This window comes from Clostridium sp. LIBA-8841 (genome assembly GCF_034439435.1).
GTDB lineage: Bacteria > Bacillota > Clostridia > Clostridiales > Clostridiaceae > Sarcina.
The window spans coordinates 202488-228610 of the sequence record NZ_JAPCKJ010000005.1 but is presented as its reverse complement, the minus strand read 5'-3'; the positions used below and the strand labels follow the sequence as shown (position 1 = coordinate 228610).

The following is a 26123-nucleotide window of genomic DNA, read 5'->3' as shown; positions in this document are numbered from 1 at the left end:
AAAAACCTCCTTAAATTAAAGAATTAAGCTTTGCCGTTGCTACCACAAAGAAGAATCTTGTGTTTAACTATTTCTTTCATAGCATCTTTACCAGGAGTCATATATTTTCTTGGATCGTTAGCTTTTGGATTTTCGTTAAAATATTTTTTTACTGCATCTGAGAATGGAATTTTTAAGTCTGTAGCAACATTAACCTTACATATTCCAAGTTCTATAGCTCTTTTAACTAATTCATCTGGAACATCTGATGCACCATGTAAAACTAATGGTACAGATACTTTTTCTCTTATTTTTACTAATCTATCAAAATCTAATTTAGGAGTTCCTTTATATAATCCATGAGCAGTTCCAATTGCTATAGCAAGAGAGTCTATACCTGTTCTCTCAACAAATTCTAAGGCTGCATCAGGGTCTGTGTAAGCTCCTTCATTTTCATCAACCACTAAGTCATCCTCAACTCCAACAAGTTTACCAAGTTCTGCTTCAACAGTAGCATCATATCTATGAGCAAATTCTACAACTTTCTTTACTATATTTACATTGTCCTCAAAAGAGCGATGAGAAGCATCTATCATACAAGATTTAAATCCAGTTAGTATATGACTATTTATAAGTTCAGTATCCTCAAAATGATCAAGATGGATTGCTATTGGAATATTGTATTTTTGTGATGCAACTTCAGCCATAGCTACAATATAATCTGGTCCAGCGTAATCTATTGTTCCAGGAGTACCTGCAATTATAATAGGAGAATTAAGTTCAGCAGCAGTTTCAACAACTACTTGAAAAGTCTCTAGATTGTGTATGTTAAAAGCAGGAATAGCATATCCTCCTTTTTGAGCTCTTATAAGCATATCCTTAGTAGATTTAATTTTATTCATAAAAAACACCTCTCATAAATTAATTTATTTTAATTGTTAACCACTTTACACCAATTGCTTTTTTATTTAAATAAGTTTTAATTAAGAGTTAGTAAGAACTTCTTTTGAATTAAGCTCACTCTCATATTCGTGAATTATAACACCTTGAACAACTCTATTAACGGTTCCATCTGGTCTTGGATTATCAGGAGAAATTCCAAGTCTTAAAGAGTTGAATAAAGAAATCATTTGTCCAAAGATTATATAGTTAAATGCTACAAATGTATCATCTAATTTTGATCCATTAGCTGTTATATAGTTATGAGAAATTTCTTTAAGATTTTCTTTATCTAAATAACTTAAAACAGCAACCTTTTGAGTTCCTTCATCACTATAAACTTCTTTTATTAAGTCATAATCATAAAGGGCTGTATGATCATTTGTAGAGCATAAGAATATAACTAAGGTATTTTCATTTATTATTGATTTAGGACCATGTCTGAATCCTAAGATTGATTCGCAAACAGTAACCTGTTTACCAGAAGTTAATTCTAAGTTTTTAAGAGCCATTTCATGACAAAGACCCTTTAAAGCGCCAGAACCAACGTAAACAATTCTTTCAGCACCTAAATCTGAAATTGTTTTTGCATCTTCCCATTGATTATCAAGAGAAGCTTGTCCTTTAATAACTAATTCTTCAACAATCTTTTTGTTTTCTTCTAGGTTAGCTATATCAAATAAAAGTAGAGTAGCTAATGTCATACAAGTGAATGAACTTGTCATAGCAAAACTCTTGTCATTTGATTTTTCTGGCATTAATAAAACTAAGTTTCCTTCTTTTTCTTGAGATTTCTTAGCTAGTTGGCCATCTTTATTACAAGTAACAACTATATGTGCTAGGTTTGGAACCTTCTTTTCAAATAAATCATAAGTTCCAACACTCTCTGGACTATTTCCAGAACGTGCATAAGAAACTAAGATAGTAGCTACGTTTTCATCTATATATTCATCAGGATTTGCAACAAAGTCAGTAGTAGCTATAGCTTCAACCCTTTTACCTAATTTCTTAGCTAAGTAAAGGTAAATAGTATCTCCAACATAAGCTGAAGTTCCAGCTCCAGTTAAGATTATTCTTACATTTTCTTTGTTTAGATTTTTATCTAAGAAATTAACAATGTCTTCTTTATTATTTTCAACTATACTTAAGGTTTCTTTCCATAATTCAGGTTGTTGATATATTTCATTAGCTGTATAGATAGCTTTTAAGCTTTTTAATTCTTCCTGTGTAAAACCAAAAACTTTATTCATAATTCTCACCTCATTTATCATGTTGTCATTACCAGTTGATTTAAATAAAAATCATCATAAGTAATGATGTTACTACAAGTTAATCTTACAATATTATTGTAAGAAATGTCAATAATTTACTTATAGCTTTTGAAATAAAATTTTAAAATATGCTTTATTTTAAATAGAACTGTATTTAAATTATTTTTTAGAATATTAATTTAAAATAAAATGAGCATATAAAAATATATGCTCATAAATAATAATTTATTTATCTTTACCAAAAACTTTTTCTTTTAATTCAAGACCAGTTTTAGTGATAGCTAAGCCGCCTAAAGCTGTTTCTCTTAAGGCAGCAGGAAGTGATTTTCCTACTCTATACATAGCTTCAACTGTATCATCAAAAGGTATTTTACTATGAACTCCTGCCATAACTAGGTCTGCGGTAGTTAAAGCACTAACAGCACCAGCAAAGTTTCTCTTGGCACATGGTACTTCTACTAAGCCAGCTACTGGATCACAAACAAGTCCAAGGATATTTTTAAGGACGATGGCACCAGCATCTAGGGCCATTTCTGGAGTACCACCCATCATTTCTACAGTGGCAGCAGCACCCATAGCGGCTGCAGACCCACATTCAGCTTGGCATCCACCTTCAGCACCGGCTAAAGTAGCATTTTGAGCAATAATCATTCCTACAGCAGAAGAAGCTAATAATCCTTGAATAAGCTCCTCATCACTCAATTCTAATCTTTCACCAACAGTTAGGATTACAGCAGGTAATATTCCACAAGAACCGGCTGTTGGACAGGCTACTATTCTTCCCATAGAAGCATTTACTTCGGAGCAAGATAAAGCTCTAGCCATAGCTCCAACCATTACATCTCCAGTTAGAGTATTTCCTTTATTTAAGTATTTTCTTAGTTTGTAAGCATCTCCACCGATTAATCCACTAACAGAATAAACTTTTTTTTCTTGACCTTCATTAGCCGCCTCTTTCATAACATGAAGAACTTTTTCCATACCTTTAATTACATCTTCTCTAGTACAGTTTTTACTTTCCATTTCATGTTGAATTGCATATTCAGCTAAGGAGAAATTATTCTCTTTACATATTTCTAATAATTCAGCACCATTTCTTGCAAGCATTTATATTTCCTCCTTTACTGGATTTATAACAACTATATTTTCAACTGCTTCAACTTTTTTAATCTCATCAATTATTTCCTTAGTAAGAGGGTTATCCATTTCAAAGACCATTCTTGCAGCCTTTCCTCTCTCTGTTCTAAATACCTTCATGAAGGCAATATTAATATTGTGCTCATAAACTATTGTTGTTACCTTAGATACAGCTCCAGGAATATCTTTATGTGAAATTATTAATGTTGGATATTCACCAGTAAATTCAACAACACTACCATTTACTTCAGTGATTTTAATACTTCCACCACCTATTGATGAACCTACTATTTCATGAAAAACACCATCAATATCTTCAATTATAAATTTAACCGTATTAGGGTGTACATCACCTAAATCAACTTCTTTAAATTCTATTTCAATATCTTTTTCTTTTGCTATTTCTAAAGAATTTCTAAGTCTTGTATCAGAAGGTTCCATTCCAAGAATACCAGCTACTAAAGCTTTATCTGTACCATGGCCTTTATAAGTTTTTCCAAAAGAACCGTGTAGAAGGAAAGTAACCTTTTTCATTGGTTTACCGCAAATTGCTCTAGCTACTTTTCCAAGTCTCGCAGCACCTGCTGTATGAGAACTAGATGGGCCAATCATAATTGGTCCAAGAATATCGAAAACACCATATGTATTCATTTTTATTCTCCTTTGTTATATGTAATAAAATAAGATATTTTAGTCTCTAATATGTAAGTGTTTTATTAACTATAGTATAACATTTTTTTTATATTTAATTGAAAGTTTTAACCTAAATTTAATAGCAAAAATTTTATTAATAATTTAATCAATTTTTAGAAATATAAAAAAATATTTGTTAAAAAATCAGTTTATTGCTAAGAATAAGTATTAGGAAAAATGAATCATATTAATAAGAAATTTGGCGAAGAAATATTATTTAATTAAATAATGTTTAATCAAATTAAACAAAATGAACTTTAGGGCTGAAAATATGTTAAAACATTCGTTTTTATTGCCTTGACCTAAGGGTTTTACTCTGTTAATATGGTATAGGACAATGAAATTTATAGCAAAAATACCTATAAATACGAACATTGTCTACTCGGAAAAAGTTGATTAACCGTTATGGTTTATAAAGAAAGAATGTTAATGTTCTTTTTATAAGGAGGAAATAAAAATGTCAGCATTTGTTGTATTAGGAGCTCAATGGGGAGACGAAGGAAAAGGAAAAATGACAGACTATTTAGCAGAAGAAGCAGAAGTAGTTGTTAGATTCCAAGGAGGAAATAACGCTGGACATACAGTTGAAGTTGAAGATAAACAATATAAGTTACACTTAATACCTTCAGGAATATTACATGACGAGAAATTAAACGTAATAGGAAATGGTGTTGTAGTAGATCCTAAAGCACTATTTACAGAAATAGATTATTTAGAAGGCTTAGGAGTAAAAGTAACTCCAGAGAAATTAATAGTTAGTGATAGAGCACACCTTATAATGCCATACCACATAACTTTAGATAAGTTAAAAGAAAAAGCTAGAGGAAAAAATGATATAGGAACTACTTGTAAAGGAATAGGTCCTTGTTATACAGATAAATATGAAAGATCAGGAATAAGAGTTTGTGACCTTATGCACAAAGATTCTTTTGCTGAAAAATTAAGAATAAACATCGAAATGAAAAATGGATACATCAAATTATTAGGTGGAGAAGAATTAAACTTTGATGAAATATACAATGAATATATGGCATTTGCTGAAAGATTAAGACCATATGTTAAAGATACTTCAGTTGAAATATACAATGCTATCCAAGCTGATAAGAATGTATTATTTGAAGGAGCTCAAGGAATGCTTCTTGATATAGATTATGGAACTTACCCATATGTTACATCATCAAACACAACTTCATGTGGAGTTCCAAGTGGAGCTGGTGTAGGTCCAAACATGATAACTAATGCTGTTGGTATAGCTAAAGCTTATACTACAAGAGTTGGTAAAGGGCCATTCCCAACAGAGCTTGAAAATGAAACTGGTGAATGGATAAGAGAAAAAGGTCATGAATATGGAGTAACTACAGGAAGATCAAGAAGATGTGGTTGGTTAGACCTTGTTATCTTAAAAACTACTACAAGAGTTTGTGGATTAACTTCATTAGTAGTAACTAAAATAGATACATTAGCTGGATTAGATAAAATACAAATGTGTGTTGGATATGAATTAGATGGAAAAGTTATAGATTACTTCCCAGCTAGTTTAGAAGATTTAGCTAGATGTAAGCCAATATATGAAGAGTTCGAAGGATGGGGCGAAGAAGTTGCTGAAGCAAGAAGCTATGATGAGTTACCAGAGAACGCTAAAACTTACTTAAGAAGAATAGAAGAATTCACAGGAACTAAAGTTTCTATAGTTGGTGTTGGACCAAAGAGAAACCAAACTATAAGAGTAAGAGAAGAACTTTAATAAATACTAACAAATAACTAATTAGAAAATAGCTTAAGATTATTTAATCTTAAGCTATTTTTGATTTTAGGGTATAATATTTTTAAATTAATTTAGAATAAAAATATATAGGTTGAGAGGAGAGTTGTATGGGATATATAATGGATTTAAGAAAAGAACTTCCTAATCCACATAGACCGCTTATAATGTGTTCAGCAGGTGTTGTAATAATAGATAAGTTAGGAAGAATATTATTACAAAAAAGAACTGATAATAATAAATGGGGGCTTCCAGGTGGAAGTTTAGAGTTAGGAGAAAGCTTTCAAGAGGCTGCTGTTAGAGAGGCATATGAAGAAGTAGGCCTTAAAGTTAAGAGTTTAAACTTATTTAATGTTTATTCTGGTGAGAATTGTTACAATGAATATCCTAATGGAGATGAAATTTATAATGCTTCTTCTATATTTATTACAAATGACTATGATGGAGAAATTATTTTAGATGAAGAGGAAAGTGCAGATGCTGTATTTTTCTATAAAGATGAAGTTCCTGACTTAGAAAATATAAATCCACCTGATAGAGTAGTAATAAAGGATATAATAGAAAAATTAAATATAGAAAATTATATATAATAAGAGTTTTAAATTTAAAGAGATAATTCAGAGTAAAATACTTGTATTTGAAATTTAGAGAGAGTATAATTAAAAATATAACTTTTAATTTAAGATTAGTTAAGAGAGGTGTAGTTAATTATGATAACTAAAGATATGACAATCGGAGAAATAGTAAGAAAAATGCCAACAGCTATAGAGGTATTAATGAGCTTCGGAATGGGATGTGTTGGATGTCCATCAGCTCAATCTGAAACATTAGAAGAAGCTGCTATGGTTCACGGAATAAACTTAGATGATTTAGTAAATGCTATAAATAACATAGAAGACTAATTTTAAACTCTGCTTAAAAATAAGAAGCATTTTTTTAAAATGCTTCTTATTTTTTATAAAACTCTATTTTAGATTAATATTGATTTTTAATTAGCTTTTCAGTTTAACAAATTTTGAAAAGGATTACCTACAAGGAGGATCTTATATTTTATCTAAAAATAAAAATTAGTTTAAAACATAGTTTTTATAAAAAAATTTCAAAAAAATTAGAAATAACTATTGCTAAATAATAATTATTATTATATAATAATGACATAAGGTTGATGAAGAAAAAAACATCAACAAGAAACGACTTAATAATAAAGACTTTTAAATTATGATTATAAATTGAAATTAAATAAATGTTTGTTTTGTAGGAGGAATAATATTATGAAAAAATTTGTTTGTACAGTATGTGGATATGTTTACGAAGGAGAAAAAGCACCAGAAAAATGCCCAGTATGTGGAGTTGGAGCTGACAAGTTCATAGAGCAAGGAGAAGACTTAGCATTCGCTGACGAGCACAGAATCGGAGTTGCTAAAGGTGTAGATGAAAGAATAATTGAAGGATTACAAGCTAACTTCATGGGAGAGTGTACAGAAGTAGGAATGTACTTAGCTATGGCTAGACAAGCTGATAGAGAAGGATTCCCAGAAGTTGCTGAAGCATATCAAAGAATAGCTTTCGAAGAAGCAGAGCATGCTGCTAAATTCGCAGAAATGTTAGGAGAAGTTGTAGAAGCTGATACAAAAGCTAACTTACAAGCAAGAGTAAATGCAGAGCATGGAGCTTGTCAAGGTAAGAAAGACTTAGCTACTTTAGCTAAACAATTAAACTTAGATGCAATCCACGATACAGTTCACGAAATGTGTAAAGACGAAGCTAGACACGGAAAAGCTTTCGCTGGATTATTAAACAGATACTTTAAATAAGAATCCATAATACTTTGTTTGTATTGATATATTTGTAAAAGAACACCACTAAATTAGCTAATTTAGTGGTGTTTTTGTTGTTTGAAAGGTATTTTTTGATTTGATATACTTCCAAATGAGGAGTGATATAAATGGGGAAGACGTATGAAAAAATATATGAAATTACTTATGGAGAAACTGATGGAAGAAAAGACTGTAGAATAACTTCAATGATGAATTTCTTTTCTGATTGTTGCTTGAGTCAAGAAGAAGAAAATTCAATGAATTGTACAAACAATGATAATGATACTACATGGGTATTTTTTGATTATGACATAATCGTGAATAGATATCCGAGATATAGGGAAAAAGTTAAAGTTAGAACTTATGTTGAATCTATAAGAAAATTTTATGCTAATAGAATATTCGAGGCTTATGATATGGAAGGAAATTTAGTGTCTAGAGCTAATGTATTAGCTTTTTTAATAAATAAGAGTACTAGAAGACCTGCAAGGATAAGTGATGCAGAATATGAGGCTCATGGGGTAAGTAAAGAGTCTTCAAAATTATTAAGAAAAAAGCTAGATTTTGAGAAATTCGAAGAAGAAGATATTTCTTTAGAGTTTCATATAAGATATTTAGATATAGATTTAAATAAGCATGTTAGTAATATTAAGTACATAGAATGGGTTTTAGAGACCGTTCCAGTGGATATTGTTTTAAAATATAAAATGAAAAGAATAAAAATAAAATTTGAAAAAGAAATTACATATGGTCATAATGTAAATATAAAATCAAAAATAATTAGAGGAGAAAATGAAATAAAAGTTCTTCATAAAGTACAGAATGAAGAAGGAAAAAACATTACTTTAGCAGAAACTTATTGGTATTAAAAAATATTTAGGAGAATGAAATTATGAGCGAAAATAAATTTGCAAAAAAATATGACGTATTATATTATGACTCAGATATCAACAAAAATGTAAGAATGGTACCACTTATGAAAATTTTTGGTGATGTATCAGCGGTTCATGAAGAAGAGTTAGCTTATGAGGGTATTAAATACTTAAAAGATCAAGGATTAAGTTGGATTATTTATAGTTATTCAATTGATATAAAGAAGCCAATACCATATAAAAGTTCTATTAATGTAGAAACTTATTTAGAAGGAATAAAAAAGTTCTATGCTAGTAGAGTTTATAAAGTTTATGATGATAAAAATGAACTTATTGCAGAAGGAAAAATTATATTCTTATTAATAGATTTAGAAAAGCGTAGAGCAGTTAGGATTCCTAAGGAATATTGTGAGTTAATAAATATGGCTGATACTGGAGAGGTGGAATTAAAATCAACTAAAGTCGAAAAATTAATAAGAGAAGATTTAGAAGCAAACCTTTCAGTGAGAAGAAGCGATATAGATTTCAATAAGCATGTTAATAACACTAAATACTTAGAGTGGACTATGGAAGCTACTCCAGAGTGTATTTTAGATGAATATAGTCTTATATCAGCTAAAATAAAGTATGAGAAAGAAGTTAGACTTGGTGATGATGTAAGTATTGTCTGCCAGTGGGACGAGATTGAAGAGGGATATAAGTGCCTTTACAAGATAATTAATCATAGATTAGGAGAAGTATCAGCTCTAATAGAAACTATTTGGAAAAAAGAGTTTTAATTAATAGTTAAGGGGTAATTTAAATTTAGAAGTTATGTTATGAAATTTTCATAGATAGAAAAGGTGTTTAATTAGAAAGTTTTATTTTCTAATTAAACACCTTTTTTAATAACTATTAATCTAATTTAATATTTATAATTTTTTATTTTAATATATATGATTATTTCAATAGTCTACTTATTAAAGTGTGCAGGAAAGAGCAACAGTGAATCCTGAACTCCAAGCCCATTGTAAATTGAATCCACCACAATCACCATCAACATCTAATAATTCCCCACAGAAATAAAGATTATCTACGATTTTTGATTGAAGGGTTTCTGGATCAACTTCTTTTGTGTTTACTCCACCAGTAGTTACTTGAGCTGCTTGGAAGCCATTTGTTCCAGTACATTTAAATTCCCAAGATTTCATAAGATTTATCAATGATTTTTTCTCTTTCCAAGTAAGTTCATAACATGGTTTATGTAAATTATCGATACCTGCTTCTTTTAAAAGTATAGGTATCATTTTTTTATTAACAATACCTATAAGCGAGTTTATAACTTCTCTACAAGAAAAAACAGCAAAGTGTCCTTCTAAGAAATCTTCTAATTCAGTTAATGACTTTTCAGGCATCATATCAACTACAATCTTAACATCTTTACCTTTAAAACATCCTAAAGATGCTTCTCTAGAAATTTGTAGTATTGGAGGACCTGATATTCCATAGTCTGTGAATAAAATCTCTCCAAAGTCTTTTCTAATACTTTCTCTATCACATAAAACTTCAGCATAGCCATTAAACTTTATTCCAGATAAAGCTTTTAATTTATTATGAGAGAGTTTTAATTGAACAATAGCTGGATTAGGTTCAACAATTGAGTGTCCTAAATTTTTAGCTAAAGTATAACCTGAACCATCAGAACCAGTTTTAGGGGCAGATTTTCCTCCACAAGCCATAATTAACTTTTTGCACTTAATCACAGGAGAATCTTCATTTCCTGTGGATAAAACAAATTTTCCTTTTGATTTGTGGATAGATTTTATCTTATATGAATTATAAAGAGGAATTTCACGTTCTTCTAAAGATATTTTTAATATATCCACAACAGAAGAAGCTTGTAAAGATTGAGGATAACTTTTACCTTTTTCAAGTTCTATTATTGGTAATCCTAGATTAAGAAAGAAAGCCTTTGTATCCTCAACAGAGAACTTGCTTAATGTTTTAATAAAAAATCCATCATTACTACTGTGAAAATTTGAAAATGGAAATCCTATTAATGAATTAGTTATATTGCATCTACCGTTACCTGTAGTAAGAATCTTTTTTCCTATTCTGTCTGTTCCTTCGACTATAGCAACATCTAAACCAAAATCTTTTGCTGTAATTGCAGCTGTTAAACCAGAAGCTCCACCGCCTAGAACAACTACGTCATGGTATATCATAAGTTTAATTTCTCCCTTCTCGTATCGTTATATCTTAATTTTTATACTAACCTAAAAATAATTTTCTAAAAGTCTTGTTTATTTAATGATAACATTTCTAAGTTTGTATTGTATCATATTTACTTATTATTAAATACTTAAAGAATGATAAAAATCATAAGTCATATTATTTTTTTTAGGAGCAATACTAAATAATGAGGTGAGTATTATGAAATTTAAAATTACAAATAGTACTATGGAGGGACACAATACAGAATTAAAGATTAGAAGGATGAATTATGATCAAGTAGTTGTAGATTATTCTGATAAGTCAGGAATAAAAACTTTCAAAATGAAAGATGGAGAACTTATTTCAGAAGGAGAAATTGATGATATTATTAAAAAAAATCTTAATCTATTAAAAATAAAAATAAATAGAGGAATTTCGGCTTTATTTTATAAAGGAATAATTGATTCACTTGAGGAATCAATTGAAGAGGTAAAATCTTTAGAAGTTTTAAATGATTTTTCTAAAGGCGCTAATAAAAGAGGATTCTGGGATAAAGATATATTGATATACTTAAATGGACAATATCCAATAAAAATCGAAGCTAGTGGAAGAAACTTCAGAGAGGACAGCTATAAGTTCAATATTAAGGTCCTAGAAGAGCCAGAATTCCTTGAAATCTGTCATTTTAACATGGAAAAATTAAAAGAGCAGAGAGCTTGGAGAGAAAGACAATTAGAAATTTATAAAAAAATAGTTGAAAAAATAGAAAATGAGAGTAATTTTGAGTAAAAAAGCGAATAATAAATATAATTTTATTAAATAGCTATAAATAGACTAAAATGACTGAAAAAAGTGTTGACATAAGATTATTTTTTGGGTATTATATTCCTTGTCAGGTCGCCAAGTGCGAAAGACAAAAACAAAATAAACAAATTTAGTTTAAAGCTAAAACTGGTCAAAAATGATGTGGTTTTAAGAGTTAATGTGGCCCCTTGGTCAAGCGGTTAAGACACCACCCTTTCACGGTGGTAACAGGGGTTCGATTCCCCTAGGGGTCACCATCACGGTCGCATAGCTCAGCTGGGAGAGCACCTGCCTTACAAGCAGGGGGTCACAGGTTCGATCCCTGTTGCGACCACCATAAAAACTTTTAATGGCTCAGTAGCTCAGTTGGTTAGAGTGCCGGCCTGTCACGCCGGAGGTCGAGGGTTCGAGCCCCTTCTGAGTCGCCACATTTTTGGCCCCTTGGTCAAGCGGTTAAGACACCACCCTTTCACGGTGGTAACAGGGGTTCGATTCCCCTAGGGGTCACCATATTACGGTCGCATAGCTCAGCTGGGAGAGCACCTGCCTTACAAGCAGGGGGTCACAGGTTCGATCCCTGTTGCGACCACCATTAAAGTTTTTAATGGCTCAGTAGCTCAGTTGGTTAGAGTGCCGGCCTGTCACGCCGGAGGTCGAGGGTTCGAGCCCCTTCTGAGTCGCCAGTTTTGGCCCCTTGGTCAAGCGGTTAAGACACCACCCTTTCACGGTGGTAACAGGGGTTCGATTCCCCTAGGGGTCACCATATAAGGTCGCATAGCTCAGCTGGGAGAGCACCTGCCTTACAAGCAGGGGGTCACAGGTTCGATCCCTGTTGCGACCACCATAAACTTTAAATGGCTCAGTAGCTCAGTTGGTTAGAGTGCCGGCCTGTCACGCCGGAGGTCGAGGGTTCGAGCCCCTTCTGAGTCGCCATGCGCTGGTGTGGCTCAATTGGCAGAGCAGCTGACTTGTAATCAGCAGGTTATCGGTTCAAGTCCGATCATCAGCTCCACAGAACTTCAGTTTAACTGAAGTTCTTTTTTATTCTTCAAAAGAATATTTCGATATTTAATTTATTTATGCCAAAAGAATATATCTTATCTTTTAAGTAAGATAAGATATATTCTTTCTTTTTTGAAGATTTTTCTTTATTCTTATGTCATCTCCATAGGTTTTAAACAGAATAAAGTTTCCAAGTAATCTTGAAGTTATTCTTTCTGCATAAGCCTGTTTGAGTTCAGGTAAATTTAAATTAGTTGATATAATCATTTTTTTATTTAATAATATTTTTTTGTTTAGAAGAGTAAATAACTCAGTAGTTGAGAAATCAGTTATTTGTTCGGCTCCTAAATCATCAATAACAAGTAAATCACAATTTATAAGCAATCCTTCTAATTCACGATCATTATTAAACCTTATTTCTCTAAGATTTCTAATAAGCTCATCAGAAGTTCTATAAACTACAAGAAATCCATTATCTAATAACTCTTTAGCTATACAATAAGTCATAAATGTTTTTCCGGTACCAGGACTTCCATAGAAAAGTATATTTTCATTATGGCTATTAAATTTTGGAATATATCCATTAATCATTTTGTCTATAATGATTTGCATATTTTCTCTTGGAGAATACTTTTCATTTCCTTTGCTCATAGAAGAAAAAACATTTATATCAAATTTTGAAAAGTTATTTAATTTTAAGGCATCAGCCATATGAGAATTCTCATAGTATATCTCTACAAGTTTTCTTTTGTAACAAACACATTTTTCAGCGCCTATATATCCTGTATCTTTACACTTTTCACATTTATAATGCATATCTAAATAATCTTTTGAATATCCATTCATAGCAAGCAGTTGATCTTTTTCATCTCTAAGATTTTCGATTTCTTTTCTTAGTTTTTCAAAACTTTCTTTTTCATGCTTTCTTAAAGCAAGCATTGAAAGTTTTAGAGAAAGCTTACTTATTTCTCTTTCATATTCAAATACTTGAGGTATTTTTTCTTTTATTTCTTTTTGTCTATTAGCTAGATTTGATTTTTCTTTTTGACGAATTTTTTCGTACATATCCATTAATTGACTTTTATAACCTTTAATCATTCAGTATCCCATCCTAACAATTGTTTTTCTAAGGAATCATAGTCATAATCTCTTTGGGTAAAGTTTGCTTCTCTAGCTGGTTTCTTTTGAATTTGAGCTGTATTGTTTGTATTAAATGGTTTTTTGATGTTTGATGACTTCTTAACATCCTTCTTAGCAACATCATCAAGAGTTTTTATACCGTCTTTAAACCATTTAGCTAAAATACCGTCTATATATTTAAAGTCAGCTCTATTTAGTCTTTCAAAGCATATGTCACAAGCTTTAAGTATTAACTCAACAGAGAAGTTATAAGTTAGAAGCCATTTTTCCATCATAGTTTCTTGAGGCTTCATTATCTCAGTATTTTGTATTCCTAAATACTTAAGTATTTTTCTTATTTTAACCCATTTATCTTCTGTTTTAGTTATGTAAGCTTGAGCTTCCTCTATTGATTTTATTCCGGCGTTATGCCAACCAAGAGCCACTGTTTCTATGTATCTAACATCTTTTTTTCCTTTAGATACACAATACTCTATTAATATTAGTATAAGCTCAGAGGAAAAATTAAGCTCTGTTTGCCAAGAAAGATAGGTAGTCATTTCCTTTGTTGATAAAGGTCTACATATAAGTTTTTCTATATCTTTCAGCATATCTTTAGTATTATTTTCATCAAGTGCTGACAATAAATCAACAGAATTTTGATTTGATGAATGATTGCCTTCCGATAAGTCTACAAACTCTATTTTAAAGTTATTCATTTTATCTATAGGAACTAATTTTATGACACCTTCTTCATGCCAATAATTAAGAGCATTCATTATATCTGATTCTAAAAGGTTCAAATTTGTTGCTAAAATTGAAGAGTTAACTCCAGGTTCCCCCGTAAAGCTATATTTTATCATTAACAAATAAACCTTAATAAATTCCCCACGAGCTTTAGGCATATATTCTTCTATGAATACATTACTAACAGGAGTAAATTTAGTGGCTGAGTTTTTTAACATAAAAGTACTCAAAAAATAACCACCTTTCTAGTTTTGTATAAATAGTCTAATAATTAAAGATTTATAATAAATTAAAATTTTAGACTATGTTTAATTATATCAAAGTGTCTTTTCTATAACAATAAAGTAATCTCTTATAAAATATAAAAAATATTTTATTTGAATGAATAAGTTTTATTTTAATGGGCACATTAATTTACGTGTTTAATTTTAAACTAAAATTTTTATTAAAAGGAGAATTTTGAATATGAGTATTTCGGAGGGCGAGGGGAGAAACTTTAGTAGAGTTTTTCTTTTTACCTTAATTATTTTATTTTCTACAGTTAAAACTGAGGTATTTGCAAATTCCTTGTATGCAGAAAAAGGAGGATTTGAATATGTTGTTGAGGGTGTAAGCCGTATGGCTAATATTTATGTTGAGGCTTATGAGCTATCTTTAAATAACAATGTGGTAGGTTATATAGATAGTCAAGATACTGTAGAGGATGTTTTAAATGAAATCAAAGAAAAATATGTTAAAAAAGCTTCTGAAAGTGGAGTTTTAGTTAAAGAGGTAGAATTTGATACAAAAGTAGATTTGAAAAAAAATAGTGTTTTATCTCAAGATATCAGTTCAGTTGATGAAATTTCATCTAAAATTCTGTTAAGTAATAAGATTCTAGATGAGCCTTTAGTAGAAATAACTGTTAAAGCTGAAGTAGAAGAGACTGTACCAATAGATCCAGCCGTGGAGATTATAAAAGTAGATAATAAGTACTTAGGTGATAATACTGTTGAAAATGGAAAAGCGGGAGAAAAAAAGGTTAAAAAGAAAATGACCTTTATAAATGGAAAAGAAGAAAATAGTGAAGTAATATCTGAATCAATTTTAAAAGAGGCAGAGAGTACTAAGATTTATAAGGGAGTAAAGAATCCTATTAACTCCAACATGACCTTCTTATCACATCCAACGAGAGGTGGAGTTGTAACATCTGTATTTGGAGAAAAGAGCAGAGGGGGGCATAGAGGCGTAGATATTGCTGTACCAAGTGGAACACCTATAGAAGCAGCTTGCGATGGTGTAGTAAGCTTTGTAGGCTATGATGATATATATGGAAATATGGTTATAATAAAACATGATGATAACACAGAAACTTTATATGCACATGCTAGTGAGATATTAACCGAATCGGGAAAAGAAGTGAAAAAAGGTGAGACTATTGCAAAAGTCGGTAGTACTGGAAGAAGTACTGGGCCTCACCTACATTTAGAATTGAGATATAAAGGGAATCCTATTAATCCCGTAGATTATATAAATTAGTCCTATACATTTTCTAGTAAGAAGGATAAATCAATGACTCCTTCTCCAACAGAATCTGAAGGAAGTTCATATTTATTGTTAGAAGCTATTTTTAATAGTGAACATAAATCTTTATAGTTTAGTTCTGGCTTAGACTCTAAAAGTAATGCACATACTCCAGATATGTAGGCACAGGCTAAAGAAGTTCCTTGAAAAACAGTGTAGCTACTATCCAATTTATGAGGGTATAGCTTTATGCCATTTCTCTCAGAGATATATTGCTTATCTGAGTTTAAGCACATTATATTAGCGCAAGCAGAACAAAAATCTGGTTTTTTCAAGTTAGAATTTCCAGATGAAGAAAATTTAAAAGTTGTTGTTGGTGTCTTTGTAGAATCTATACCGCCAACTGTTATACACCAAGGAGATAATGCTAAGCCCTGAATAGTGTTATCTCCTTCTATGCTTCCAGAAGGAACAATAGGAATAATATTTTTGCTAACAGCTAATTTAAAAATCTCATTAAAATAATCTGAGATTCTAATATTATGGCTAGTAAGTTCAAATGGTAAGCATAAAATTCTTATAGGATTTTCTTCTTGATATATAAGGGTCTGAATAGCAAATAGTATATCTGATACATATCCTTTACCAGTAGCATCAAAAGCTTTAATGCAAGCTATTTTAGTGTTTTCTGCAATACCTTTAAAAACGAACTTAGAGGAATAACCGCTACCACATATAATTCCACTTAGAGCTGTTCCATGCCCATTATCATCATAAGGATAGGAATAGTTATTTAGTAAATCTAAAAACATATCTATTTTATTTTTAGGATTCAATAAATCTTGATGAGGATAAACGCCACTATCAACTAATCCTATAGATATATTTTTGCCAGTAAAATTAAAAGACTTATTAGAGGGAAGTCTATTTGCTGTTCCAATACTAAGACCACAAAGAATAGCATGGTCATCAAAAGAAATAAATTCTATTTCAGGATATTCAATTAATCTATTAATGGCTTTTGGTGTAAGAATAGCGCAAATCAAATTTAGTGATTCAATTTCTCTTACAATAGTACCTTTTAGTTGAGGCATTTTCTTTGCCATATCTTTCATAAATTTCTTACATTTGATTAAAACTCGATACTTAGTATAATAAGAGCGATTTATATAAATTTTTAGATTGCTATCCAATTTATTTTTTATTGAAAACATAATAAATACTCCCATATTATTTATTATTTTATAATATATGAATGGGAGTATGATTTTGACAATGTATTAACTTTTCCATTTAAATATGATAATTCCTATTATCATTATTATAATTCCAAGATAGTTATGTGCAGCAAATTTGATTTTTTCAGTATCAAAAAGAGCGAAAGCATCAATTATCCCTGCTGTTAGGAGTTGAGATATTAAAATTATAGATATACCAAAGGTTGGTCCTAAACTTCCTACAGCAGCCATAACAGTATAGGTTATAACAACACCAATTGCCCCTCCTAAAAGATATACTTTGTTTACAGCGCGAAGTTCAGAGAAGTTTCCACTTCTTAACATAAGCATAATTAATAAAGCTAGAACAAAAGCAGATCCCTGAACTATGGTGTTTGTTTCCCAAACTCCTATTTTTTCTGAAACTCTTGTATTAAAAACTCCTTGGATACTCATAGCTGCACCTGAAATAATTGCTAAAATAATACCAAGCATAATAATCACCTCAAGCTTAGTATTCCAAAATAAAAAAAAATAACTCTCTAAATTTTAGAGAGCTATCTTACAACAATCATTTTTGAAAAAATTTTCTTCTATTTGATTTATTGAAAAGCCTAAGCTTATTCCTAAGCTTATAAAATCTTCAAATAATGTTTTATAGTGATCAATAGATGGAGATATTATTAAGTCATTTACATCTATAAGTAAAGTTAAAAATTGATCGCTTAAACAATAATCATTTGGTTTAACTATTAATGTCTTTAAGCAAGTATAATTTTTATTTAAGCCTATAGTAAGGATTTGTTTTAAACAATCGACGTATTTTTCTAAAATTAATTGTTTTGAAACTCTAGATCTATTACTATCATTCCAATAAATAAAACATTTTGTTTCATCTGCTAATTCGCTTATCTTAACTTGAAGAGCTAAGTACATTCTAGTAGTAACCTTATAGGTACTTAAATTATTATCGATAACAAGTTCCTTGTTAAACTTATCTTGTTGAATAAAAAAATTATTTAACTCCATGAGTATATCCCCCTATCTTCTTAAGCAAAAAAATGCTTACCAGTTAATTTTACAGAATCTTTTCACAATTGAAAAGATTAGAAAACGAATACAAATCTAAAAAGTTACGAAATGTTTAATTTGCAATTATTTTAACCTAAGGTAATTATATATATACTATAAAAATGCTTATAAAAATATACATAATATAGATTATTTAGTAATTTCTTAGATCGTATGATTTTACAGGGATTTCTCTTTTGTTATTTTGAAATCTCCAAAGTTCTATTTTAGAAATTTTTAATATGTTCTTCTTGGAAGATTCTCTTAAGTTAAAAACAGTAGGTTGTGCATTATTCTTTTTATGATGTTCTTTGTAGTTAGTATTATTTATAGGAATATATAGGGGTGAATCTATACGTTCTCTAACATTAAAACCATGTAACTTTAACATGTCATTAAATAGTCTATGCATTTTTTTTATATAACCTTTGTTTTCAATTTGTAAGTTTAGAGCTTTATTGGTACTTTCATTAAATTCAACACTACCAGTTAACTCTATCTTAAATTTTTTATAAGGTTTAATTAATTTAAGAACCACTTCATCTAGTTTGTCTAGATTAGGGTTATCAATTGTTTCAAGGGGAATGTGTAAACCTATATGATTTCTTGGTAACTTGTATTTTCTTAATAAGCCTCTTTGAAGTGATTCAAGGGATTTACAAGATTCCTGATCAAACAATGCTACTAAATAATATTTCATAACAAAACCTCTCTTGAATATTAGTTTGTTCCAAATAAATACAAACTTTGTTATAAATTATAACATATAGAATTTTTAAAAAAAATAATAAGAGAGAAATTTCAGAATAAAAAGTATTTTTAGATAATACGGATTGGTTAAATTTTAAAAGTAATGAATAAAAAAAATCTTTAAATATTGGCTTATTATGATATAATGAAAATTATGAGTAATACTTTAAATTTCACTGTTTAGCCAGTTTAAATGTGGTTAGATGAAATTAAAAAATTAATTAAACAAGAATAAAAAAAGAAGAAAATGGTAATTGTATACATATAAAAAATTAGCAAGGGTGAATTGTATGAATAGATTAATTATAAATGGTGGTAAAGCTTTAAAGGGAGCCATAGATATAAACGGCGCTAAAAATGCGGCCGTAGCTATATTACCGGCGGCTATACTAGCTAGTAAAGGTGAATGTGTTATTGATAATGTACCAGACATAGCTGATGTACATTGCTTAGAAAGAATAATTAAAGGATTAGGATGTAGTGTTGAAAAATTAGATAGCAATACATTAAAAATAAATGCAGAAGATATAAAAACAGTTAATGCTTGTGGAAATGATGTAAGAAAAATGAGAGCTTCTTATTATTTTATAGGTGCACTTTTAGCACGTTTCAAAGAGGCTAAAGTTGAACTTCCAGGTGGATGTCCAATAGGAGTTAGACCTATTGATCAACATATAAAAGGATTTGAAGCATTAGGAGCTAAGGTTTCAATCGAGCATGGTGCTGTAAATATAATGGCTGAAAAATTAGTAGGAACAAATATATTCTTTGATGTTGTAAGTGTTGGAGCTACAATCAATCTTATGATAGCAGCAACATTAGCAGAAGGTACTACTATATTAGAAAACTCAGCGAGAGAACCACACGTAGTTGACGTAGCAAACTTCTTAAATGCTATGGGTGCTAATGTTAAAGGTGCTGGAACAGATGTTATAAGAATTAAAGGTGTTAAAGAATTAAAAGGATGCAACTATAGCGTTGTTCCTGACCAAATAGAGGCTGGTACATTTATGATAGCAGCGGCAGCTACTAGAGGAGATGTAACAATACAAAATGTTATACCAAAGCACTTAGAATCAATTTCAGCTAAGCTTTTAGAAATGGGAGCTAAAGTAGAAGAGGGAGACGATAGTGTTAGAGTTTATGTTGATGGAGAATTAAAAGGAGTAAATATTAAAACAGCTCCATATCCAGGATTCCCAACAGATGTACAACAACCAATGTGTACACTATTAGCCACAGCTAAGGGGAGAAGTATAATAGTTGAAACTATATGGGAAAATAGACATAAGCATGTAGACGAACTTAAAAAAATGGGAGCTACTATAAAAGTTGAAGGAAGATCAGCTATTATAGATGGAATAGATAAACTTACAGGAGCTATTGTTAAAGCTACTGACTTAAGAGCAGGGGCTGCAATGGTTATTGCCGGATTAATTTCTGATGGAGTTACAGAGATAACAAGTATTGAGCATATAGACAGGGGATATCCTCATATAGAAGAAAAGTTTAGAATGCTTGGTGCTGATATAATCAGAAAATAAGAACAAAAAATGGGGGAAATATATGATTTTTTGCTCACTATATAGCGGAAGTAGTGGTAATAGCATATTAGTAGGATCAGAAAAAACAAAAATACTAGTAGATGCTGGGTTATCAGGCAAGAAAATAATAGAAGGCTTACAAGAAGTAGGGCAAAATCCTAATGAGATTGATGGTATTTTTATAACTCATGAACATAGTGACCATATAAAGGGTGCAGGTATATTATCAAGAAAATTTGATATACCTATATATGCAAATGAGCTTACTTGGAAAGCCATGGAGAAATCCCTAGGAAAAATAAAAGAAGAGAATATAAAAATTATGCCTAAGAGAAGTACAATGAGTTTAAATGATTTAGACATAACGTCATTTAATACTCCGCATGATTCTGTGGCTTCTACAGGGTATACCATAAAACACAAAGGCAAAAGTGCAAGTATTGCAACTGATATAGGAACATTTACAGAGGAAATACTAAGAAATATTAGAGAATCTGAAGTGATTTTATTAGAATCAAACCATGATGTTCAAATGGTTAAGTTTGGGCCATATCCTTATGACTTAAAAAGAAGGGTACTTAGTGAAGTTGGACATTTATCTAACGAAGATTGTGGAAAAGCTATCGTTGATATCATGAAAACTGATAAATATAGAAAAATAATATTAGGTCATCTAAGCAATACTAATAATGTGCCGGAATTAGCTGAACAAGCTGTTATTAATGTGTTAAACGCACATAAAATTAATATAGGGAAAGATTTAGAGCTTAAGTTAGCAGATAGACATAAGCCAAGTAGTTATATAAGTTTTTAAGTAAGGGGAATTTATATGAAAAAAGGGATGATTTTATTAATCCTATCATCTTTTTTGTTAGTTGGATGTGACAAGATAAAAGTAGACAAATTAGCAGCTAACAATAATGAGAGGGTAAAAACAATAGCTAATGATTTAATAGGTGATATTGATTTATCTTTATATTTCGATGGTACTAAGGATGAAGCACATCCTAAAATAGAACAACAGGAGATTCTTGTAGATGGTGATGAAATTATTGGACAATATCTAATTCAAGCACTTATACAGGGGCCATCTCAGAAGGGAAGCTTATCACCTATATTACCTAAAGATACAAAGTTATTATCTTTTGATATAAAAGATGATATAGCGATTATAAATCTAAGTAAGGAAGCTGTTGTTAGTATGAGCTTATCTAAAGAACAGGCGGCTTTAGAAGGAATAACAGCAACAATAACTCAAATACCAAGTATTAACAAGATTAATATACTTGTTGATAACCAGATGATAAATTCAATAGGTGGTAATTTTGATGTTAGTAAGCCTTTTTCAAAAGAAGATATACCTAGTTTAAAGATAAATAAATAGGTTATTTTGTAAAAAAGTGTAAACAAATAATTTCAGATATATTAAATATATATATTTGTATATATATTAATTAGTAAAATATTGAAAAATATTGAATAAATTATTATAATTTTCATATAGAGTTGATTAAAAAGGAGAAGGAAGTATGAGTTTATATAAGCAATGGACAGATATGGTTGTAGAATATGTTAAGGTTAAGGGAGAAGCTGCATTCTGGAAAGAATATAGTGACGTAGAAACTAGAATATATAAAGATTTATTAGCTAATCATACAGAAGTTAAGAAAGCTACAATTGCTGACTTAGCAAAAGAATATGATACAACAGAAGAATTCGTAATGGGATTCATAGATGGAATAAACGATAGTTTAAAAAATCCATATGATTTAGAAAAAGTTGAAGGCGATACAGAGTTAGCATTTGATATAGACTTCGAAAGCTTATTCTACAATATGTTAGATGCAAAAGCAGATTACTTATTTAACTTACCTCAATGGGATGCTATATTCTCAGGAGAAAAGAGAAGAGAAATTCAATTAAAATACAGAGATTCAAAAACTGTAAGAAATGAAGAAGTTAAAGTTGGAAGAAACGATCCTTGCCCATGTGGAAGCGGAAAGAAATATAAAAAATGTTGTGGAAAATAATTCACTTTTTGAAATAGGTAGACTTTAGTCTACCTATTTTTTCATATATTTTTAACATATTCTATTGTGATATAATTTAGATAGTATTTATTCAAAGGTGGTTATGTTATGGATAAGAATGTATTATGGTTAAGAGAAAGCAGAATTAATAAGACTATAAAAGCTTTAGAAGTAAATAGAATGAACGGATACTTAGTTAATTCAAAAGAAGAACTTATAAATAAGATTGATGAATTAACTAAAGAGGGAGATGTAGTAGCTTGTGGAGGATCTATGTCATTATTTGAAGCTGGAGTTATAGAGCATCTTAGAAGTGGAAGATATGAGTTTTTAGACAGATACAAAGAAGGATTAAAACCAGAAGATACTAAGAAAATACTCAGAGAAACTTTCTCAGCTGATGTTTTTTTTACAAGTGCAAATGCAATCACTGAGAATGGAGAGATATATAACGTTGACGGTAATGGAAATAGAGTAGCGGCAATGCTTTATGGACCAGATAAAGTTATAATTGTAGCGGGATACAATAAAATTGTGGGAGATTTAGATGAAGCAATAAAAAGAAATAGAATGATTTCGGCACCTGCTAATGCTAAGAGATTAGATAAGAAAACACCTTGTGCTAAGGTAGGATTTTGTATGGATTGTAAGAGTCCAGAAAGATTATGTAGAGAATACACTTTAATAAGAAGTCAAAGTAATACAGATAGAATACATGTAATATTCTTAAACGAGGAATTAGGATATTAATTTTAGGCATTATTTTAGATAAATGTTAATTCTTAGCTAGATAGACTTTCATATCTAGCTAAAAATCAACTCTAGTTTAATATATAGTTTAATTTCAGAAAAAGTGAGAACATTTTAAAGTGTTCTTACTTTTTTTATTATAAATCTAAATTTAATAAATAATAATAATTTACAGATAATTATTATTAAATGTATTGCTTTGCAATTATTAAATTTTAAAAATAAATAAGGCCTTTTTATTAAGAAATTAATATTTATGAATTGTAAGTATAATATAATAGTATTATAATATGAACATAGTTCAGAAAAGGAGATAAAAGTAATGTCAAAAGAATTAATTATAGCAATCGTATTTATGAATTTAGCACTATTATTTTATAGTATAGGGGTTTGGTCTGAGAAGATACAAAAAACTTTAAAACCATGGCATTTAGCATTTTTCTATTTAGGTTTAATATGTGATACTACAGGAACTGGCGCAATGGAAAAAATAGCTGGTGGAATAAATTTAAGTTTCCACACAATTACTGGAGCAGCAGCTTTAATATTAATGTTAGTACATGCTATCTGGGCAACTATAGTTCTTATTAAGAAAGATAGAAATATGATGGCTAAGTTCCACAAATTTAGTATAATAGTTTGGGTGATTTGGTTAATACCTTTCTTTACTGGAGCCGCAATGCATATGCTATAGGATTAGATTTTTTAGAGGGAGTTTTTACTCTCTTTTTTATTTAAATTGAATTTATTTATTATATAGAAATAAGACTAAGGTTATGTAAAATATTAAATTTACATGGCCTTTTATTTTTAGAATAGTTCAAAGTTTTATGGTAATATTATTTGTAGTAATGCCTAGGAGGAGAAAAAGATGAATATAACAGTGATTTCAGTAGGGAAGTTAAAAGAAAAATACTTAAAGCAAGCTATTGATGAGTATTCAAAGAGATTAAGTAGATATTGCAAATTAGAAATAATAGAACTTCCAGATGAAAAAACACCAGATAATGCATCTGAAAAAGAAGAACTACAAATAAAAGAAAAAGAGGGAAAGTTAATACTTTCAAAGATAAAAGATAATATGCATGTTATTGCAATGGACTTAAAAGGAAATGAAATAACTTCAGAGAAGTTTTCAAAATACATAGAGAATTGTGGTGTTATGGGAAACTCAAATATTACTTTCGTAATAGGTGGAAGTCTTGGATTATCACAGGAAGTAATAAAAAGAGCAGACTATAAACTATGTTTTTCTAAAATGACTTTTCCACATCAATTATTTAGAGTTATGCTTTTAGAACAAATCTATAGGGCTTTTAGAATAATGAAGAATGAACCGTACCATAAATAAATGAGGTTTTTACTAAAATTGGATAAATAAAAATAAAAATTATATGCTATAATACAAATACATAAATAAAACTTTTAGAGATATCAATTAATATTGGTATCTCTATTAAATTAGTTTAGAATAAGAAACATCAAGTTAAATTGGTTACAAGGAGAGAAAAGAATGTATACATATATAGATTTATTTGCAGGGCCAGGGGGATTATGTACAGGATTTAAAAATGCTGGATTTAAACCATTAATAGCGGTTGAAATGAGTGATAATACAGTATTAACTTATGCTAGAAACCATGATGCAGAAATATATAAATTACAAGATTTGATTGATAATAAAGGAAGTTTGGAAGCTATATTAAATATAGAGAGTGATAATACTGCATTAATACATGGAGATATTAGATTAGTAGATAATGAAATAATAAAGGAAATTTTATATAAGAAATTTAAAGTAACTAGTGTTGATGTAGTTGCTGGTGGACCACCATGTGAGTCATTTTCAATGGCTGGGAAAAGAGCTGATGGAGATGAAAGAGACAACTTGTTTGAAAATATGTTAAGAATAGCTCAAGCAACTGAAAGTAAGTATATCTTCTTTGAGAATGTACCAGGATTGTTAACTAAAAAAAGTAATGATATTAATGTATTTGATATTATTGTTGATGAATTTAATAATCATGGATATAAGTTAGCAAGTACAGATAGAAATGTAATTAAGTGCTTAGCGGCAGACTATGGAGTGCCACAGAATAGAGAAAGAGTTTTTCTAATAGCTATGAATGATAAATATGGGGAAAATAAATTTAATTATCCAGAAAAAACTCATGGAGAAGGTAGACAATATCCATATATAACTGTAGGAGAAGCATTGAAATATTTACCATCATTAAATAGTGGAGAAGGAGAAGATATTCAAGATATTAATTATTCGTATGAAGAGGAATTTAATAATAATGAAATAAATGAAGGATTTTATAAATATATAAAGTTCATTTCTGGTAAAGAGGGATATATTCCAAGTCATATAAATCATAACCAATATGTAACTGAGATAGCTAATCATAAGGCTGTAAACCATAGAGAAAAAATGGTGCAAAGATTAAGCTATATAAATCAAGGTGAAGGAATGAAAAAAGCTGCAGAAAGATTAATTGATGAAGGAAGAAAAGAAATTGTTGAAATGTATTTTCCTAAGAAATTATATGCGGCTAGAAATAGGCGATTAAAAGAAAATGAACCTTCATTTACAGTAACAAGTCATTGTTTAGATGAGATGGTTCATCCAATTAGTAATAGAGCATTAACACCAAGAGAAACAGCTAGGTTACAATCATTCCCAGATTGGTATGTTTTTGAAGGAGATTATGTTAAATTTCATTCAGATCCACTTCAAGACAAATATGAACAATGTGGTGATGCAATTCCGGTGTTATTAGTTAAAGCATTAGCTGAAAAGTTAAAAATGGCATTAGATAAAATAGATGGTAATTCGTTAAGTGAAGTTATAATAACTAAGTAAATTTATAGAAATAACTCTCTAATATGGTATATAATATATATATATACTATATTAGGG

General features: G+C 29.8%; 27 protein-coding genes and 10 tRNA genes. 26 read left to right on the top strand and 11 right to left on the bottom strand.

Annotation, left to right across the window (positions count from 1 at the left end; all coding sequences use genetic code 11):
- Positions 1–23: 23 nt before the first annotated feature.
- From OIF33_RS14145 to sdaAB, 4 genes are all read right to left on the bottom strand, one after another.
- Positions 24–881, bottom strand: coding sequence for a tagatose bisphosphate family class II aldolase (locus tag OIF33_RS14145; protein ID WP_322504902.1), 858 nt, complete (start codon positions 879–881; stop codon positions 24–26).
- An 81-nt stretch (positions 882–962) separates the two neighbouring features.
- A complete protein-coding gene (locus OIF33_RS14140; protein WP_322504901.1) occupies positions 963–2168 on the bottom strand; it encodes an SIS domain-containing protein in 1206 nt (401 codons plus the stop codon).
- A 246-nt stretch (positions 2169–2414) separates the two neighbouring features.
- Entirely contained in the window at positions 2415–3296 is an 882-nt protein-coding gene (gene sdaAA / locus OIF33_RS14135; RefSeq protein ID WP_322504900.1) for an L-serine ammonia-lyase, iron-sulfur-dependent, subunit alpha, read from the bottom strand.
- Complete coding sequence (gene sdaAB / locus OIF33_RS14130; RefSeq protein ID WP_322504899.1) at positions 3297–3977, bottom strand: L-serine ammonia-lyase, iron-sulfur-dependent subunit beta; 681 nt, start codon at positions 3975–3977, stop codon at positions 3297–3299.
- A gap of 499 nt (positions 3978–4476) precedes the next feature.
- Here sdaAB and OIF33_RS14125 point away from each other — a divergent pair, with 499 nt between their 5' ends.
- From OIF33_RS14125 to OIF33_RS14100, 6 genes are all read left to right on the top strand, one after another.
- Entirely contained in the window at positions 4477–5763 is a 1287-nt protein-coding gene (locus OIF33_RS14125; protein WP_322504898.1) for an adenylosuccinate synthase, read from the top strand.
- Positions 5764–5891: 128 nt separating this feature from the next.
- The gene (locus tag OIF33_RS14120) at positions 5892–6371 is read left to right on the top strand and encodes an NUDIX hydrolase (protein WP_322504897.1); all 480 of its coding nucleotides are present in this window, start codon (positions 5892–5894) and stop codon (positions 6369–6371) included.
- A 120-nt stretch (positions 6372–6491) separates the two neighbouring features.
- The gene (locus OIF33_RS14115) at positions 6492–6683 is read left to right on the top strand and encodes a DUF1858 domain-containing protein (protein ID WP_322504896.1); all 192 of its coding nucleotides are present in this window, start codon (positions 6492–6494) and stop codon (positions 6681–6683) included.
- 369 nt (positions 6684–7052) lie between these two features.
- Entirely contained in the window at positions 7053–7595 is a 543-nt protein-coding gene (locus OIF33_RS14110) for an NADH peroxidase (RefSeq protein ID WP_322504895.1), read from the top strand.
- 131 nt (positions 7596–7726) lie between these two features.
- Complete coding sequence (locus OIF33_RS14105; RefSeq protein ID WP_322504894.1) at positions 7727–8467, top strand: acyl-[acyl-carrier-protein] thioesterase; 741 nt, start codon at positions 7727–7729, stop codon at positions 8465–8467.
- A 23-nt stretch (positions 8468–8490) separates the two neighbouring features.
- Positions 8491–9249 carry an acyl-ACP thioesterase domain-containing protein gene (locus tag OIF33_RS14100; RefSeq protein WP_322504893.1) on the top strand — a complete coding sequence of 253 codons (759 nt, stop codon included), beginning with the start codon at positions 8491–8493 and terminating at the stop codon, positions 9247–9249.
- A gap of 180 nt (positions 9250–9429) precedes the next feature.
- On the opposite strand, the gene OIF33_RS14095 is transcribed toward OIF33_RS14100, so the two are convergent.
- The gene (locus OIF33_RS14095; RefSeq protein WP_322504892.1) at positions 9430–10674 is read right to left on the bottom strand and encodes an NAD(P)/FAD-dependent oxidoreductase; all 1245 of its coding nucleotides are present in this window, start codon (positions 10672–10674) and stop codon (positions 9430–9432) included.
- 208 nt (positions 10675–10882) lie between these two features.
- Between OIF33_RS14095 and OIF33_RS14090 the strand changes: the two genes are divergently transcribed.
- The 11 genes from OIF33_RS14090 to OIF33_RS14040 all read left to right on the top strand — a co-directional run bounded on the left by OIF33_RS14090 (position 10883) and on the right by OIF33_RS14040 (position 12479).
- The gene (locus OIF33_RS14090) at positions 10883–11452 is read left to right on the top strand and encodes a hypothetical protein (RefSeq protein ID WP_322504891.1); all 570 of its coding nucleotides are present in this window, start codon (positions 10883–10885) and stop codon (positions 11450–11452) included.
- Between the two features lie 197 nt (positions 11453–11649).
- Positions 11650–11724: transfer RNA gene (locus OIF33_RS14085), tRNA-Glu, on the top strand.
- Between the two features lie 4 nt (positions 11725–11728).
- A tRNA-Val gene (locus OIF33_RS14080) sits at positions 11729–11804 on the top strand.
- Positions 11805–11818: 14 nt separating this feature from the next.
- Positions 11819–11895: transfer RNA gene (locus tag OIF33_RS14075), tRNA-Asp, on the top strand.
- 7 nt (positions 11896–11902) lie between these two features.
- Positions 11903–11977 (top strand) — tRNA-Glu (locus OIF33_RS14070).
- 6 nt (positions 11978–11983) lie between these two features.
- Positions 11984–12059 (top strand) — tRNA-Val (locus tag OIF33_RS14065).
- A 14-nt stretch (positions 12060–12073) separates the two neighbouring features.
- Positions 12074–12150: transfer RNA gene (locus OIF33_RS14060), tRNA-Asp, on the top strand.
- Between the two features lie 5 nt (positions 12151–12155).
- Positions 12156–12230: transfer RNA gene (locus OIF33_RS14055), tRNA-Glu, on the top strand.
- 5 nt (positions 12231–12235) lie between these two features.
- Positions 12236–12311, top strand: a tRNA-Val gene (locus tag OIF33_RS14050).
- Positions 12312–12323: 12 nt separating this feature from the next.
- Positions 12324–12400 (top strand) — tRNA-Asp (locus OIF33_RS14045).
- A 3-nt stretch (positions 12401–12403) separates the two neighbouring features.
- A tRNA-Thr gene (locus OIF33_RS14040) sits at positions 12404–12479 on the top strand.
- A 92-nt stretch (positions 12480–12571) separates the two neighbouring features.
- Here OIF33_RS14040 and OIF33_RS14035 read toward each other — a convergent pair.
- Positions 12572–13567: an ATP-binding protein gene (locus OIF33_RS14035; protein ID WP_322504890.1), complete on the bottom strand. Its 996-nt coding sequence runs from the start codon at positions 13565–13567 to the stop codon at positions 12572–12574.
- The gene (locus OIF33_RS14030; protein ID WP_322504889.1) at positions 13564–14565 is read right to left on the bottom strand and encodes a DnaD domain protein; all 1002 of its coding nucleotides are present in this window, start codon (positions 14563–14565) and stop codon (positions 13564–13566) included. The genes OIF33_RS14035 and OIF33_RS14030 overlap by 4 nt, the downstream gene beginning before the upstream one ends.
- Before the next feature lie 235 nt (positions 14566–14800).
- Between OIF33_RS14030 and OIF33_RS14025 the strand changes: the two genes are divergently transcribed.
- Positions 14801–15853 carry a peptidoglycan DD-metalloendopeptidase family protein gene (locus tag OIF33_RS14025; protein WP_322504888.1) on the top strand — a complete coding sequence of 351 codons (1053 nt, stop codon included), beginning with the start codon at positions 14801–14803 and terminating at the stop codon, positions 15851–15853.
- Positions 15854–15855: 2 nt separating this feature from the next.
- Here the strand turns inward: OIF33_RS14025 and OIF33_RS14020 are convergent, their stop codons facing one another.
- From OIF33_RS14020 to OIF33_RS14005, 4 genes are all read right to left on the bottom strand, one after another.
- Positions 15856–17052, bottom strand: a complete 1197-nt coding sequence (locus tag OIF33_RS14020; RefSeq protein WP_322504887.1) for a S8 family serine peptidase — start codon at positions 17050–17052, stop codon at positions 15856–15858.
- A 66-nt stretch (positions 17053–17118) separates the two neighbouring features.
- The gene (locus tag OIF33_RS14015; RefSeq protein ID WP_322504886.1) at positions 17119–17550 is read right to left on the bottom strand and encodes a DMT family transporter; all 432 of its coding nucleotides are present in this window, start codon (positions 17548–17550) and stop codon (positions 17119–17121) included.
- 54 nt (positions 17551–17604) lie between these two features.
- Positions 17605–18084, bottom strand: coding sequence for a dUTP diphosphatase (locus tag OIF33_RS14010; RefSeq protein WP_322504885.1), 480 nt, complete (start codon positions 18082–18084; stop codon positions 17605–17607).
- A 196-nt stretch (positions 18085–18280) separates the two neighbouring features.
- The gene (locus OIF33_RS14005) at positions 18281–18826 is read right to left on the bottom strand and encodes a hypothetical protein (RefSeq protein ID WP_322504884.1); all 546 of its coding nucleotides are present in this window, start codon (positions 18824–18826) and stop codon (positions 18281–18283) included.
- Between the two features lie 340 nt (positions 18827–19166).
- Between OIF33_RS14005 and OIF33_RS14000 the strand changes: the two genes are divergently transcribed.
- The 8 genes from OIF33_RS14000 to OIF33_RS13965 all read left to right on the top strand — a co-directional run bounded on the left by OIF33_RS14000 (position 19167) and on the right by OIF33_RS13965 (position 26066).
- The gene (locus OIF33_RS14000; protein WP_322504883.1) at positions 19167–20420 is read left to right on the top strand and encodes a UDP-N-acetylglucosamine 1-carboxyvinyltransferase; all 1254 of its coding nucleotides are present in this window, start codon (positions 19167–19169) and stop codon (positions 20418–20420) included.
- 22 nt (positions 20421–20442) lie between these two features.
- The gene (locus OIF33_RS13995; protein ID WP_322504882.1) at positions 20443–21234 is read left to right on the top strand and encodes an MBL fold metallo-hydrolase; all 792 of its coding nucleotides are present in this window, start codon (positions 20443–20445) and stop codon (positions 21232–21234) included.
- A gap of 15 nt (positions 21235–21249) precedes the next feature.
- A complete protein-coding gene (locus OIF33_RS13990; RefSeq protein WP_322504881.1) occupies positions 21250–21804 on the top strand; it encodes a GerMN domain-containing protein in 555 nt (184 codons plus the stop codon).
- A gap of 145 nt (positions 21805–21949) precedes the next feature.
- On the top strand, positions 21950–22450 hold the full coding sequence (locus OIF33_RS13985) for an SEC-C metal-binding domain-containing protein (protein WP_322504880.1): 501 nt from the start codon (positions 21950–21952) through the stop codon (positions 22448–22450).
- A 108-nt stretch (positions 22451–22558) separates the two neighbouring features.
- Entirely contained in the window at positions 22559–23200 is a 642-nt protein-coding gene (locus tag OIF33_RS13980) for a lactate utilization protein (RefSeq protein ID WP_322504879.1), read from the top strand.
- 322 nt (positions 23201–23522) lie between these two features.
- A complete protein-coding gene (locus OIF33_RS13975; protein WP_322504878.1) occupies positions 23523–23894 on the top strand; it encodes an HsmA family protein in 372 nt (123 codons plus the stop codon).
- A gap of 177 nt (positions 23895–24071) precedes the next feature.
- Positions 24072–24551, top strand: coding sequence for a 23S rRNA (pseudouridine(1915)-N(3))-methyltransferase RlmH (gene rlmH, locus OIF33_RS13970; protein ID WP_198612663.1), 480 nt, complete (start codon positions 24072–24074; stop codon positions 24549–24551).
- A 162-nt stretch (positions 24552–24713) separates the two neighbouring features.
- Positions 24714–26066 (top strand): DNA cytosine methyltransferase, encoded by a 1353-nt coding sequence (locus OIF33_RS13965; RefSeq protein ID WP_322504877.1) that lies wholly within the window; start codon positions 24714–24716, stop codon positions 26064–26066.
- The last annotated feature ends 57 nt before the right edge of the window (positions 26067–26123 follow it).

What these genes read in the sequence shown, in the direction of transcription:
- OIF33_RS13990 (WP_322504881.1), top strand. Translation starts at nt 21,250, where the DNA reads ATGAAAAAAGGGATGATTTTATTAATCCTATCATCTTTTTTGTTAGTT.
- OIF33_RS13980 (WP_322504879.1), top strand. Translation starts at nt 22,559, where the DNA reads ATGGATAAGAATGTATTATGGTTAAGAGAAAGCAGAATTAATAAGACT.
- OIF33_RS14025 (WP_322504888.1), top strand. Translation starts at nt 14,801, where the DNA reads ATGAGTATTTCGGAGGGCGAGGGGAGAAACTTTAGTAGAGTTTTTCTT.
- OIF33_RS14120 (WP_322504897.1), top strand. Translation starts at nt 5,892, where the DNA reads ATGGGATATATAATGGATTTAAGAAAAGAACTTCCTAATCCACATAGA.
- sdaAB (WP_322504899.1), bottom strand. Translation starts at nt 3,977, where the DNA reads ATGAATACATATGGTGTTTTCGATATTCTTGGACCAATTATGATTGGC.
- OIF33_RS14100 (WP_322504893.1), top strand. Translation starts at nt 8,491, where the DNA reads ATGAGCGAAAATAAATTTGCAAAAAAATATGACGTATTATATTATGAC.
- OIF33_RS14140 (WP_322504901.1), bottom strand. Translation starts at nt 2,168, where the DNA reads ATGAATAAAGTTTTTGGTTTTACACAGGAAGAATTAAAAAGCTTAAAA.
- OIF33_RS13985 (WP_322504880.1), top strand. Translation starts at nt 21,950, where the DNA reads ATGAGTTTATATAAGCAATGGACAGATATGGTTGTAGAATATGTTAAG.
- OIF33_RS14000 (WP_322504883.1), top strand. Translation starts at nt 19,167, where the DNA reads ATGAATAGATTAATTATAAATGGTGGTAAAGCTTTAAAGGGAGCCATA.
- OIF33_RS14010 (WP_322504885.1), bottom strand. Translation starts at nt 18,084, where the DNA reads ATGGAGTTAAATAATTTTTTTATTCAACAAGATAAGTTTAACAAGGAA.
- OIF33_RS14115 (WP_322504896.1), top strand. Translation starts at nt 6,492, where the DNA reads ATGATAACTAAAGATATGACAATCGGAGAAATAGTAAGAAAAATGCCA.
- OIF33_RS14095 (WP_322504892.1), bottom strand. Translation starts at nt 10,674, where the DNA reads ATGATATACCATGACGTAGTTGTTCTAGGCGGTGGAGCTTCTGGTTTA.
- OIF33_RS14110 (WP_322504895.1), top strand. Translation starts at nt 7,053, where the DNA reads ATGAAAAAATTTGTTTGTACAGTATGTGGATATGTTTACGAAGGAGAA.
- OIF33_RS13965 (WP_322504877.1), top strand. Translation starts at nt 24,714, where the DNA reads ATGTATACATATATAGATTTATTTGCAGGGCCAGGGGGATTATGTACA.
- OIF33_RS14020 (WP_322504887.1), bottom strand. Translation starts at nt 17,052, where the DNA reads ATGTTTTCAATAAAAAATAAATTGGATAGCAATCTAAAAATTTATATA.
- OIF33_RS14015 (WP_322504886.1), bottom strand. Translation starts at nt 17,550, where the DNA reads ATGCTTGGTATTATTTTAGCAATTATTTCAGGTGCAGCTATGAGTATC.
- sdaAA (WP_322504900.1), bottom strand. Translation starts at nt 3,296, where the DNA reads ATGCTTGCAAGAAATGGTGCTGAATTATTAGAAATATGTAAAGAGAAT.
- rlmH (WP_198612663.1), top strand. Translation starts at nt 24,072, where the DNA reads ATGAATATAACAGTGATTTCAGTAGGGAAGTTAAAAGAAAAATACTTA.
- OIF33_RS14125 (WP_322504898.1), top strand. Translation starts at nt 4,477, where the DNA reads ATGTCAGCATTTGTTGTATTAGGAGCTCAATGGGGAGACGAAGGAAAA.
- OIF33_RS14105 (WP_322504894.1), top strand. Translation starts at nt 7,727, where the DNA reads ATGGGGAAGACGTATGAAAAAATATATGAAATTACTTATGGAGAAACT.
- OIF33_RS14035 (WP_322504890.1), bottom strand. Translation starts at nt 13,567, where the DNA reads ATGATTAAAGGTTATAAAAGTCAATTAATGGATATGTACGAAAAAATT.
- OIF33_RS13995 (WP_322504882.1), top strand. Translation starts at nt 20,443, where the DNA reads ATGATTTTTTGCTCACTATATAGCGGAAGTAGTGGTAATAGCATATTA.
- OIF33_RS14005 (WP_322504884.1), bottom strand. Translation starts at nt 18,826, where the DNA reads ATGAAATATTATTTAGTAGCATTGTTTGATCAGGAATCTTGTAAATCC.
- OIF33_RS13975 (WP_322504878.1), top strand. Translation starts at nt 23,523, where the DNA reads ATGTCAAAAGAATTAATTATAGCAATCGTATTTATGAATTTAGCACTA.
- OIF33_RS14090 (WP_322504891.1), top strand. Translation starts at nt 10,883, where the DNA reads ATGAAATTTAAAATTACAAATAGTACTATGGAGGGACACAATACAGAA.
- OIF33_RS14145 (WP_322504902.1), bottom strand. Translation starts at nt 881, where the DNA reads ATGAATAAAATTAAATCTACTAAGGATATGCTTATAAGAGCTCAAAAA.